This is a genomic window from Flavobacterium crassostreae, from assembly GCF_001831475.1.
Taxonomy (GTDB): Bacteria; Bacteroidota; Bacteroidia; order Flavobacteriales; family Flavobacteriaceae; genus Flavobacterium; species Flavobacterium crassostreae.
The window spans coordinates 1489398-1502226 of the sequence record NZ_CP017688.1 but is presented as its reverse complement, the minus strand read 5'-3'; the positions used below and the strand labels follow the sequence as shown (position 1 = coordinate 1502226).

The window sequence follows — 12829 nt, the reverse complement described above, 5'->3', positions numbered from 1 at the left end:
AGTTTTTTTATATATAAAAAGCCTGTTTATTACCTATTATTTCGCTTTTCTGCGTTTTCGTTCTGCTTTAATCATCTCTAATTCACGACTGGTTTGACCAGCAACAGAGGTATTTTCTTCTGCACGACGTATAAGGTAAGGCATCACATCTTTAACAGGTCCAAAAGGCAAATATTTAGCCACATTGTATCCGTTTTGGGCTAAATTATAGCTGATATTGTCACTCATACCATACAGTTGACCAAACCAAATTCGGGTATCGTTAGAGGCAATTCCTTTGGATTTCATCAACTCCATTAGTGTATAGGTGCTGGATTCGTTATGGGTGCCTGCAAAAATAGACATTTGATCCAAATGCTCCATCATATACTTAACAGTGGTATCATAATTGGTATCTGTAGCTTGTTTTGTAGCACAAATTGGAGTAGGATATCCTTTATCCAAAGCGCGTTGGTTTTCTTTCTCCATATAAGCTCCACGAACAATTTTCATCCCTATATAAAAACCTTCGCTTTTGGCAAGGGCAGCTAATTTTTTTAAATAATCCAAACGATCCCAACGATACAATTGTAAGGTATTGAATACAATTGCTTTTTCCTTATTATACTTGCGCATCATGGCAGTAACTAAATCATCGGCAGCATCTTGCATCCAGCTTTCTTCGCCATCAATCAATAAGGTTACGTCTTTTTTATGTCCTTCACTACAAACTAAATCAAAACGAGCCACTACTCGATCCCATTCTGCTTGGTCTTTGGTGGACAAAACTTCTTTTCTGCCTATTTTTTCATACAATTCAAAACGTCCTAAACCAGTGGGTTTAAATACAGCAAAAGGTATTGCCATACGTTCCTTAGCAAATTCAATCGTTTTGAGAGTCATTTTTAAGGCAGCATCAAATTGGTCTTCGGACTCTTTTCCTTCTACGGAGTAATCCAATACGGACGAAACCCCTTTGGTGTACATTTTATCTACCACAGACAGACAATCTTCTTCATTGATTCCTCCACAAAAATGATCAAAAACAGTAGCCCTAATTAGTCCCTCAACAGGTAGTTTTGCCTTTAGAGCAAAATTAGTCATTGCAGTTCCAATACGAACTAAGGGTTGGTTTGCAATCATTTTAAATAAAAAATAAGCACGATCAAGTTCTGTATCACTCTTTAATGAAAAGGCAACTTGTGTATTGTTGAAAATTTTTTCCATTTACAGGTTTTTTGTGCAAAGATAATCATAGTTTATTTTTTTTGAATGATAATTTATCAAAAAAATAATCCTTTTATTTTTAAAAATGTACTTAGTTTAAGATTAGCCTTTAACAAACTAATCAAGAGCCACAAAACACCAAAATTAATCACTCTTTAACCAGCCAGTAATACTCATTCTGGTAGTATTAGTAAGCAAAACTTCATGCAACAATTGATCACTTTTAAAAAAAACGGTTTTGCCAGCCGTAGGAGGAATTTTTTGGTTTGTATCCAAAAGATGGATCAATAATTCGCCTCCATCTGCTTCTTTCCAATCCGGATTTAAATAACAAATAATAGAATACTTTCTGCTTGGATTGCTTTTAAATTGGTCTAAATGTTGCAAATAAAAATCGCCCTTTTCATACAATGCATAATGAAATTCGTAGCCCGTAATACCTGCAAAACAACTTTCATTCAAATAAAGAATAAAAGCCTCCATTTGAGCAAAAAATTGGTTTTCAAAAGGATCGTTGTGTTTTTTATCCAACCAATAAATAGAATCACTACGTATATCCGTATCATAAGATACCATAGCAGCATTTCCGGTACCGGCAGCAATAAGCAAACTCTTTTGTTGTAAATTACATAAATTTTGTCTTAAGTTAGTCGATAAAGTAGTGCTCAAAAAAAATTCCGAAATCCCTACCCCATTAGCAATATAAGTAGCAATCAAAGCTTCAAAGCTATTTTCCATTTGGTTTGCGTGGTTGCAAGTACAACCACTGATGCAAGGTAGTATATATTCGTTCCCTTTTACACCAAGTTGGCACAACCTACTAATTTAAAATAAGAATACCCAAAACCAACTCTCTAAAAGGCTACTTGGAGCCTAAACGCCAATATAGTATCTCTACGTTTTGGAACTAAAAAAATAGTTGTTGTTAGATTTAAAAATTATCCGTTTTATTCCCTAAAATAAGTTTAATTTTATCTTCTTAAATAAAAAACAATGCAACAATTACAGCATTTGGGGATTTTTTTATCCAACCAAGTAGACAAAAATAAATTCATAAACACCCTCATCTCTAACCAAGCAACGGGCAAATTATCCATCTATAACCACCAAAAAGGCATGGTGTTTTCAGACGCAACCATAAACGCCTTTATCCAAAAAGAACACCAATATAATGCCCTAAGCAGCGCATTAGATACCAACCGAAAGTTACAAACTTATTCTTCTGGAGAGCGCAAAAAAGTATTCTTGAACTACTGCATCCACCAACAACCAGAGTATCTAATCCTAGACAACCCCTTAGACCATCTGGACCAAAAATCTAGACAAACCATTATAAACACCCTACAACAACTAACCCAAAAAACCCAGATAATACTACTAGCAAACCGCATGGTAGACCTAGACATTCTAGAGATTCCAAAAGCAGCCGTCGATGACAATTCTTTTGACCTAAAGCTATTAAAATCCATTATAACCCCAGCACACCACTTTCTGGCAACCCAAATACCAGCCCCGCTAGAACCCATCTTTTTAGACCAAGACATACTAGTCAAAATGACCAATCTATGTGTCCATTACCATCAAAAACCAATTTTGAACCAAATAAACTGGACCATCAAAAAGGGCGAATTCTGGCATTTACTAGGTCCAAATGGTTCCGGCAAAAGCACCTTACTATCCTTAATCACAGGCGAAAACACCAAAGGCTACGGCCAGGACTTACATCTTTTTGGATTTCAAAAAGGAAGCGGAGAAACTATATGGGACATCAAAAAAAACATTGGCTATTTTTCTACGGCTATGATAGAAGTATTCCAAACCAACAACACCCTAGAGCAAATGGTGTTATCTGGCTTTTTTGACTCCATAGGTCTGTACAGCCAAGCCAGCGATTTACAACTAAACATAGTACAACAATGGCTAGAACTCCTAGGCCTGAGTGCCCACAAAAACACCGCCTTTAAAACCCTATCCATAGGCCAACAAAGACTTGCTCTAATAGTGCGAGCAGTAATAAAACACCCACCCTTATTGATTTTAGACGAGCCACTAGAAGGACTAGATGACACCAACGTAAGCCTCGTGGCACAGTTAATAAACCACCTATCCCAACACACAAACCTAAGCATACTGTATGTTTCGCACCGCAAAGAACCCAACATACACCCCAAAACCATTTACCAATTAACCCCAAACAACAAAGGTACCACAGGCGCAATACACCCTTAAAAGCGCCTATACATTTTGGGCGTGACCACAAGGGTCGTGCTTTACGCTCCCAATCCATGCCAAAAAAGCATGGGATTTCCGCTGCAATCACTCACGCAAAACCCTCTTTACAAATCCAAAAACCACAAATCAATACAAATCCCCATCCACATAAAACCAATTTCCATCCTCTAATTTAAAAATAGAATGCTCTTGATGTAACTGGGAGTTACCCTCACTATCCAAATAAAACGCTTTAAAATGAACCGTATTGGCAGTAGCACTCAAAACCAACAACTTAATCCACTGATTACTGGTAGCCCAATCCAAAATATCGGCTCTATTGTGGTGTTTTCTGGTAGAAAAATGCGTGGTAGCCATCAAATAATCTGCATTATGAGTCGCAAAAGCAGTATACCTAGAACGCATTAAAGCCACAGCAGTAGGCGCCTTTAAATCACCCAAAATATAGGGTTTACAACAGTTCTCAAAACGTTCTAAGGCACCACAATAACAATTTACCATAGCCAAAAATTATAGATGACCATTTAGCGCAACTATTTTTTGTTGCAATTGGTTCAATAAAACCTGGTATTTACTAATTTCTATTAAATCTGCATCATCCTCCGAAAAATCCAATAAATCATCCAGTTGCTCGCTCACTACAACCAGTTTATTTTTGGCATCTATAGCGTTTTTAGCAGCAATAAAATCAATTATTTCCTGAACATTTTGTTTCAATAAGGCATACGTATTCTCTTCCATAAGTTACGATTTAGTTGTCTGTAGTAGTTTTTGTTTGATTAAACAACTTGGTTATTTGTTTCAACTTTTCGGCTCTAAGCAACTTGGATTGCTTGGCTTTATCTTGCGCTTTGTGCAATTTATCGTTATGTTTTTTTATGTTTCGATCATTATTTCTGCTCATATCTAATTTAAATTTATGGTTTGAATATCCCAAACACTGTCTCTAACCACTCCAATATTATAGTTACAATAGGTTTCGGGAGTGCAAAGTTCGGTAATTTTATACTAGCAACACAATAAAACCGCAAAAGCCCTATTATTCTGTAAAAACAAGCACGCCTTTTTAGTTCTTTATTTTAAAAACAAACACAAAAAAAGCGCCAATGGCGCTTTACTATTCTTTAAAAAAGAGACTATTTATTATAAATAGCTTCTTTTTTAAAATGAACTGCTAATAAATAATACACCACAGCTCTATGTTTGGTTTTGTTAGAACGGCCATATTTTTCCATCACTGCATCTATAGCCGCATCTAATTCTGGACCGTCATTTAAACCTAATTTTTTAATCAAAAAATTATTTTTAACCGTATCTAATTCTGATTGTTGGCTACCTGCCACCGTGGAAGAATCCGTATTGTAAATAGATGGACCACAACCAATAGTTACTTTGGTTAACAAATCCATATCTGGAGTTACACCACATTTATCTTTTAAATCTGCTGCGTATTTTACAATTAATTCGTCTCTCTTGCTCATAAGAATAAATTTAATAATTAAGGTTAGTATTATATATTCTCAAATTTAAACAATTATTCAAAAGTGCCTACCATTTTTTGATAATTTATTCTAAATACAGACCAAGAGTTAAAATATCCGATAAAAAACTCCTAAAGTTCACAGCATCGTGTTTTTAAGGCTCCTTTTTGGTTCCTCAGATCCATTATCCCAGCCTCGTCTGCTTGCCGCCTTAGGTTAGTTCTTTAAAAAACTGCAGCAATACCAAATCATTTTGTAAGGTCGGAGTGCGTATTTCTAAAATTGCTGGAGCATCTTGCAAAGCAAAAAAATCAGGCAAACTACTCTCCAATTCTGCCTGATCTTGTACCAATTGGTAGTTTAAACCATACATTTTTGCCAAATGTACTGCTGTTAATTGGTGTGTTGTTTCAAAAAAAGTATTAAAAACAGGGGTTTCTTCGTGTCCAGGCAGAATTCTAAAAATGCCTCCGCCGCCATTATTGATCAAAATAATTTTGAAATTTTTCGGAATATACATATTCCATAAAGCATTGCTATCATACAAAAAGCCTATATCTCCAGTAATAAACACCGTTGGTTTATTCTGTGCCACAGCCGCTCCAATTGCCGTAGAAGTACTGCCGTCAATACCACTAGTGCCTCGGTTGCAAAACACCTCAATAGAAGGATCTATGGCAAGCAATTGTGCATACCTAATAGGAGAACTGTTGCTAATCTGCAATTGACATCCAACTGGCAAAGAGGCAATCACTATTTCAAAAACCTTAAAGTCCGAAAACGGAATCGTAGCCAAATAAGCGGCTGTTTTTTGTTTGCGCAAGGCTACTACAGCAGCCATTTTAGCATGATAACTGCTCTTGGCATTGGTAGCAACCAAGGGCAAAAAAAGAGCAAAAAAAGCATTTGGACTACACTCAAAATGCTTGGTTAGAACTCCAAAGGTATCGTAAGCTCGTAATGGATCCAAGTGCCAGTGGTGTTCGGGTTGGTAGCTTCGCAAAAAAGCTTTGATGCGTTTAGAAACCACCATACCACCAAAAGTCAGCAAAATATCTGGTTTAAAATCTTCAAAATCTTGGGTAGTAAATGGGGTAATCACACTATCAATGGCCTCTACAAAACTAGAATGGTGCAAATTGGAGGTAGTCTCCGTCATTACGATCACAGAGGGATCTTTAGCCAGATATGCTAGTACAGCCGCGTCTATGGTATTGGGCGGATGCACTCCCACCAAAACCATCTTTTTGGCAGAATTGTTCCAAATGGTAGCAAACCCTGCCAACTCCTTAGCCGGAATCACAGGAGTCGTTTTGGCAGTAGCAGTAATCACTGGCGTTACAGAAAGCGCTGTAACGGTTTGGTACAAAGGCTCTTCAAAAGGTACATTAATATGTACAGGGCCTTTTTTGTAACTAGCGGCATCAATGGCTTTGTTGATGTGCATGTCATTCTCTACAGAAGCCTCTTGAGATAAATTAGCATTATACAAGGAGTGGTTTGCAAATACATTTTCTTGCCTGATGGTTTGGCCATCACCAATATCAATCTTGCTTTGGGGTCTATCTGCAGAAATAACCAATAAAGGAATTTGGCTATAAAACGCTTCTGAAAAAGCAGGATAATAATTCAATAAGGCGGATCCAGAACTGCACACCACTGCCACGACAGAGTTGGTTTGTTGGGCAATACCTAAGGCAAAAAACGCAGCGCATCTTTCGTCTGCAATGCTATAACAATCAAAATTTGGATTGGTAGTAAATCCCAATATTAATGGTGCGTTTCTGGATCCTGGCGAGAGTACTATGGTGGTGACCCCTTTAGCCAAACAAATTTCGATGACGCTTTGTGCTAAAGGTATTTTTGGGTAAATCATTCCGTTATTTAGGTTAAAGTGTGGGGTTTTAAAGTGCCAAGTTGCAGAAAAATGCAACCCTAGCAAAGTTACAAACTTGTGCAGGCTTTTGGCTTTATTTTAACTGAATTTTGTTATTTTTGGAAACAAATAGTTACTCCATGGAAATGCTTTTAAGAAACTACAAGACCCAAGATACCCAAGCAATAGTGGCTATTCTTAACTACCACATTCTTCACTCTACGGCTCTCTACGATTATGAACCCCGAACCTATGCGCAACAAAAAGCCCTTTTAGAAGACAAAATAAACAACAACTTTCCGGTAATTGTGGCTGAATTTGCTGGCAAGGTAGTGGGTTTTGGTATGTATAGTGAGTTTCGTTTTAAAGAAGCTTATAAATTTACGGTAGAACATTCGGTGTATGTTGCCAATGAATTTCATGGCAAAGGCCTCGGAAAACAACTCCTTGAGGCACTTATTGTAGTAGCAAAAAAACAAGGATTACACACCATGATTGCTGTTATTGATGCCGAGAATCAAAGCAGCATTGTTTTTCACGAAAAATATGGTTTTAAAACCGTTGGTATCCTTAAAGAAACAGGCTACAAATTCAATCGGTGGCTCGATAGTGTGTTTATGCAGCTTATTCTGAAATAATAAAGAGAGGGTTTTACTTTAGTCTTGCCTAGACAAGAAAGTAAAACCCTCTCTTTTATACTTATTTGTATGCAAAGCGGTATTTTATGCTTTTATCCAATTTAGTATGGCAGGATCTGTAGGTAAGGTTCTTGGCGAAAGTACTTTTTCGAGCTCTCCGTTTTTGTTGATTAAATATTTCTGAAAATTCCATTCTACGTCAGAGTCTTGCAAACCATTTTTATCTTTTTGGGTCAAAAACTGGTAAATAGCACACATATCATCGCCTTTTACGGATACTTTGTTCATCATAGGAAAACTAACACCGTAGTTTTTTTGACAAAAGCTAGCAATCTCTTTGTTGGTGCCTGGTTCTTGGCCTCCAAAATTATTGGACGGAAATCCAACAACCACCAAATCCTGGCTTTTGTAGGTAGTGTATAATGTTTCTAGATCTTCGTATTGTGGGGTTAATCCGCACTCTGAGGCGGTGTTAACAATGAGTATTTTTTTGCCTTTAAGGCTGGCAAAATCAAACGTATTGCCTGCAATATCGGTAACCTTAAATTGGTATATGGTGGGTTTTATCATGGTATGGGTATTTTGAGTTTTGGACTGTTTGGATGGTTCGGTGTTTTGTGCATAAAGTATAGTGCCTATAATTAGAGCTACAATACCTGCTATTACTAGTGTTTTTTTCATGGTTTGTATTTTTTAAAAGTAGCCTCCACTATTTTGGTGGTAGTTTTTGGAGTCTTACAAATTTATTAAAAAAAAAGCGCAAAAAGTACTAATTACTATTTTAAAAACAATCACTGAGGTAGGGCCGTGATGGACGCCAAAGGTTCGCTGATTTAGAGCCAGTACTCCATCCTACTAATAAAACCCCATCAAACCAAAGTATAACCGCATAAAGTATGCTATATTTGTACCTTTATATTTTATATGAGTTATACCTTACTTTCCTCGCCATTACAAGGCTTTACAGATTTTCGATTTAGAAATGCACAAAACAAAATCTTTGGCGGTATCGATACGTTTTATGCGCCATACATCCGCTTGAACGGAAAAATGGTCATAAAATCTTCGTACCAACGGGATTTATTGCCGGAGAACAATTCTGAATTAGAAGTTATTCCGCAAATTATCACCAATGATGCCGAGGAGTTTTTGTTTGTATCTAAATATGTTCAGGAATTAGGTTATACAGAATTGAACTGGAATTTAGGTTGTCCCTACCCGATGGTTACCAAATGTGGCATGGGTTCTGGATTGATTAGCAATACGCAGAAAATTGAACAGATTTTGCATCAAGTGCAAAACGAATCCGATATTGTGGTTTCGATGAAAATGCGTTTGGGCTATGATAGTCCTGATGAAATTTTGGATGTGTTGCCTATTTTAGAAAAATATGCCGTCAAAAATGTGGCTATTCATGCTCGCATAGGAAAACAATTGTATAAAGGTGGGGTGGATTTGGATGCTTTTCAAACTTGTGTAGAGCAAAGCAAGGTGAAGCTATATTATAATGGGGATATTACCTCTGTGGCCAAGTTTCAGGAAATGCAAGCGCGTTTTCCGACTATTGCTCATTGGATGATTGGTCGGGGTTTGATTGGAGATCCTTTTTTGCCGAGTATGATTAAAAATAATACTACAGAATATCCCAAAAATAAAATGGAGTTGTTTCGTGAATTTCATCAAACGTTGTATGCAGGTTATAGTGAGTCTTTGTCTGGAACTACGCACATACTTTTAAAAATGCACCATTTGTGGGAGTATTTTTCGGTTATTTTTGAAAATTCGCACAAGGTGCATAAAAAAATAAAGAAAGCCAATAGTATTCGTAATTATGAGGCTGCTGTTGCAGAGATCATTAAGGCGGGATAGCTTGTGTTGCGTGAGGGATAGCCGTGGAAATCCTTTTTTGGGATGGAATGCAATAGAATTCTAAAAAAGATTGCAACAATAGCCCGACCCGAGGTTGTGAGGCGGTAGCCGGAACAACTGTAGGGGCACGCCCAAGGAAGGTTTAGTGTATAAAAAAAGGTTCAACTTTAATGGGTTGAACCTTTTTGGTTTGTAGCAACATAGGCTACTTATTTTTTATAATATTTTCGGTATTTTGGATAGGTAATTGCGCCAATCAAACTGATTGCTCCTAGGGAGTACCATATCCAATTTAAGGAATGGGCTTCGCCACTTGCGTAGGAGTGTAAGCCTACTAGGTGGAAGTTTACGCCATAGTAGGTGAATAATATGGATACAAAGGCAAACATACTCATCAGGTTGAAAACCCATTTTCCTCTTAATGCTGGTACAAATCGGGCATGAATAACAAAGGCGTAAATCATAATGCTGATTAGGGCCCAGGTTTCTTTTGGGTCCCAACCCCAGTAGCGTCCCCAACTTTCGTTGGCCCATTGTCCGCCCAAAAAGTTTCCGATGGTTAGCATGATTAATCCAATGGTTAATGCCATTTCGTTAATGTAGGTGATTTCTTGAATGTTTAAATCCATTTTGGCCTTGTTCTTATCGTTGGTAAAAAAGATAAGCAGTAAGGATACAAAACCCAATATCATCCCTAGAGCTGTTGGTCCGTAGCTGGCTACAATTACTGCTACGTGTATCATCAACCAATACGAGTTGAGCACTGGTTGTAAGTTAGCTATTTCGGGATCAATCCAGTTCATGTATGCCGCAGACAAGATCATGGAGGTAACAAATGCTGCCGAAGCAACGGTTAACTTTGATTTGATGTCAAATGCTAATCCAAAGAACATGGTGGACCAAGCTACGTATACAATAGCTTCGTAGGCATTACTCCATGGTGCATGACCCGAAATATACCAACGAGCAGCTAATGTTACGGTGTGCAAAATAAATAAAACGGCAATTACAACATGCATGCTATTTACCAAAATGCGCATTAGCTTGGTTTCTTTAAAAATTTGAAGTATGGTAAAGGCTAACATTAAAATGGATGCAAATAAATAGGCAAAAGGCAGTTTTTGAAGTAAATCGTATTTATTGTACATTATTTCGGCCGAAATTTTGTCTTCGCTAGGGCGTACTTTGGCTCCAAATTTCTTCTGAAATCCGTTTAAACTCTCTACTAAATCGTCGGCATTTTTATAATCTCCAGATTTTGATGCTTGATTTAGGGATCCAAAATACAGTGGTAATACCCTTTTGGTATACGTAGAATCCATGCCTTTTAAACCTGCTTCGCCAAGCTCTAATGCCGAAACCCATTTGTTATTAGGGTTATTAGGAATCGGAAAAATCTTTAGTATCCTTCCGCTCAAGGCAGATTCCATCAAATTTACTCGTTTGTCAGTCTCGATAAAATCTTTTTCAAATTGATTCGGATTAGCTGCTTTGTAGGCAGCATCTAAATAGGGTGCCAATTTGTAGTTTCCTTTTTCGTCAAAGAAAGCAATAAATGGAGCTGTTTTGGCTTTGATATCTACGCCAACCAACTTGCGCAGACTATCATTACCGCTTCGTAAATGTATTAAAGGAATCTCAATCCATAATTGGGCATATTGAGACATAGACAAAAATACTTGGTCTGGATTCATGCCTTTGTAAGCATTAGAATGGCTTACTTTACGCAAGAGTTCGGACGAAAAAGTATTGATAGGCTTCATTCTTCCGCCAGCATCCTGAATAATCAAGCGTCCAAATTTAGCAGCATGCGCCTCTTTGATCTTAAATTTATTTAATAACGAATCCAATTGTTTTTCGGTGGGAGCTACCCGAGCAGTGTGGTTATCCGCATGTGCTTGCTCTTGGTTTGGGGCATGATCGGCGTGGTTTCCGTTTGCATCATGTACATGATTGTGCGCTTGCGAAAAACCACTCATGCTGATTAGCAAAACAAAAATGGTAACTAGTTTGGATTTTTTGATTTTGACTAATGCCAATTTTCGTTTTAAATCTGCAAAACGAGAGTGTTTAGTAAACATAATTGCCATCATGGCAATGTACAACAAGAAATAACCAAAATATGTAATATTGGTGCCCCAAAAGTCGTGGTTTACAGACAAAACAGTTCCTTTTTCGTCTGGATCAAATGAGGATTGAAAAAAACGATAGCCTTTGTGGTCTAAAACATGATTCATAAAAATTCTGGCATCAAAGGTTTCGGTACTATCTAGTACGGTTACTTTACTCTCAAACGAAGAATAACTTTTTTCGGTTCCTGGATATTTCTGTGCAATAAAATCATTTAATTTAACCTTAAAAGGCAACACATAAGCCTTACTTCCGTAAAAGAAACTATAGTCCATAGCGCCAATTTTAACCGTTTTGGCCTGACCTATTTTTCCTTTAGATCCCACAATGGTAACCTCTTTTTCTTGTCCATCGGCTTTTACTTTTATAACCAAAGCATCTTCATGGTTTTTGGCTTTAAAATCCTGGTTAGATTCGTAAGCAATATGTCCTTTGGTGGCAAGATCCGGAAACACAAAACGCTTTTCGCCAATACTATATAACGAGCGCATCATTAAGGGTTGTACCACATCTTTGGCAACACTACCCTGAAGCTTGTCGGCCATGCGCATAAAATTTCCTTCAAATGGGGTTTGAATAGTATATTCGGCCCCAGTTGTATTGATATTAATTGCTCCTTCGGTCGGAAAATTTAAAGCAAACAACACGTTATGAATGTTTTGAACCTCTCCTGATTTCAAAAAATGCTCTTCACGGCCTCCATCCCCAGCTTCGACTAACTTTAAGTAGAGTGTTCCTTTAGGATCTGGTTTTACATATTCTTTGGCACCCATAACAAAATCTTGGTACACCACCTCAAAAGGCGTATCGGCAAACTGCCCCGATATAGAAAAATTATTATTAGTAACAGGCGATAACAACAATGGTTTTTCAAAAACCCTGCGTTTCATTTCGCCTTTATACTCTCCATCAACATAAACGGTCAAAAATGTTTTATCCGAATAAAATTGGTTTTCGGTCGCACCTTCACGTATGGGCATCATTCCTTCATAACTAATATACCGCGTTACAAAAGCACCCAAAAGAATAAAAACAAAAGCCAAATGCAATAACAAAGTTGCCCATTTTTCTTTTTTGAGCAATTGGTAGCGCTTAATATTTCCCACAAAATTAATCATAAAAAACACCATAATCACCTCAAACCACCACGCATTATAGATCCAAATCCGAGCCGTATCCGTATTGTATTTGCTTTCCACAAATGTCCCCACTCCCATCGCAATTGCAAAAGTGATAAAAAGTAGCGCCATTAATCGGGTTGAAAACAAAAAGGAGAATAGTTTTTTATTCATCTGTAAAAGAATTACGTTTTTATAAAAGTGTCACAAAAGTACATTAAAAATGTTGTTTTTATCCCGCTATAATTGTTAATTAAATCCAAAATAAGTCCCTTTTCA

General features: G+C 37.3%; 12 protein-coding genes. 3 read left to right on the top strand and 9 right to left on the bottom strand.

Annotated elements, in window-relative coordinates; translation table 11 throughout:
• Positions 1-36: 36 nt before the first annotated feature.
• Entirely contained in the window at positions 37-1206 is a 1170-nt protein-coding gene (locus LB076_RS06700) for a proline dehydrogenase family protein (protein WP_066336639.1), read from the bottom strand.
• A 144-nt stretch (positions 1207-1350) separates the two neighbouring features.
• A complete protein-coding gene (locus tag LB076_RS06695; RefSeq protein WP_066336642.1) occupies positions 1351-1944 on the bottom strand; it encodes a 2OG-Fe(II) oxygenase in 594 nt (197 codons plus the stop codon).
• Positions 1945-2199: 255 nt separating this feature from the next.
• On the opposite strand from LB076_RS06695, the gene LB076_RS06690 reads away from it, so the two are divergent.
• A complete protein-coding gene (locus LB076_RS06690; RefSeq protein WP_066336644.1) occupies positions 2200-3435 on the top strand; it encodes an ATP-binding cassette domain-containing protein in 1236 nt (411 codons plus the stop codon).
• Between the two features lie 129 nt (positions 3436-3564).
• On the opposite strand, the gene LB076_RS06685 is transcribed toward LB076_RS06690, so the two are convergent.
• The 5 genes from LB076_RS06685 to menD all read right to left on the bottom strand — a co-directional run bounded on the left by LB076_RS06685 (position 3565) and on the right by menD (position 6795).
• Positions 3565-3939 carry a YchJ family protein gene (locus tag LB076_RS06685; protein WP_066336647.1) on the bottom strand — a complete coding sequence of 125 codons (375 nt, stop codon included), beginning with the start codon at positions 3937-3939 and terminating at the stop codon, positions 3565-3567.
• 9 nt (positions 3940-3948) lie between these two features.
• The gene (locus LB076_RS06680) at positions 3949-4179 is read right to left on the bottom strand and encodes a hypothetical protein (protein WP_066336649.1); all 231 of its coding nucleotides are present in this window, start codon (positions 4177-4179) and stop codon (positions 3949-3951) included.
• Between the two features lie 10 nt (positions 4180-4189).
• Complete coding sequence (locus tag LB076_RS13955; RefSeq protein ID WP_099092425.1) at positions 4190-4342, bottom strand: hypothetical protein; 153 nt, start codon at positions 4340-4342, stop codon at positions 4190-4192.
• Positions 4343-4574: 232 nt separating this feature from the next.
• Positions 4575-4919, bottom strand: a complete 345-nt coding sequence (locus LB076_RS06675; protein ID WP_066336650.1) for a DUF2853 family protein — start codon at positions 4917-4919, stop codon at positions 4575-4577.
• A 211-nt stretch (positions 4920-5130) separates the two neighbouring features.
• Complete coding sequence (menD, locus tag LB076_RS06670; RefSeq protein WP_066336663.1) at positions 5131-6795, bottom strand: 2-succinyl-5-enolpyruvyl-6-hydroxy-3-cyclohexene-1-carboxylic-acid synthase; 1665 nt, start codon at positions 6793-6795, stop codon at positions 5131-5133.
• Positions 6796-6935: 140 nt separating this feature from the next.
• Here menD and LB076_RS06665 point away from each other — a divergent pair, with 140 nt between their 5' ends.
• On the top strand, positions 6936-7433 hold the full coding sequence (locus tag LB076_RS06665) for a GNAT family N-acetyltransferase (protein ID WP_066336655.1): 498 nt from the start codon (positions 6936-6938) through the stop codon (positions 7431-7433).
• Between the two features lie 84 nt (positions 7434-7517).
• On the opposite strand, the gene LB076_RS06660 is transcribed toward LB076_RS06665, so the two are convergent.
• Entirely contained in the window at positions 7518-8114 is a 597-nt protein-coding gene (locus LB076_RS06660) for a glutathione peroxidase (RefSeq protein ID WP_066336657.1), read from the bottom strand.
• A 243-nt stretch (positions 8115-8357) separates the two neighbouring features.
• Between LB076_RS06660 and LB076_RS06655 the strand changes: the two genes are divergently transcribed.
• Complete coding sequence (locus LB076_RS06655) at positions 8358-9302, top strand: tRNA dihydrouridine synthase (RefSeq protein WP_066336659.1); 945 nt, start codon at positions 8358-8360, stop codon at positions 9300-9302.
• Positions 9303-9511: 209 nt separating this feature from the next.
• Here the strand turns inward: LB076_RS06655 and LB076_RS06650 are convergent, their stop codons facing one another.
• The gene (locus tag LB076_RS06650) at positions 9512-12724 is read right to left on the bottom strand and encodes a cytochrome c biogenesis protein (protein WP_066336661.1); all 3213 of its coding nucleotides are present in this window, start codon (positions 12722-12724) and stop codon (positions 9512-9514) included.
• Between the last annotated feature and the right edge of the window lie 105 nt (positions 12725-12829).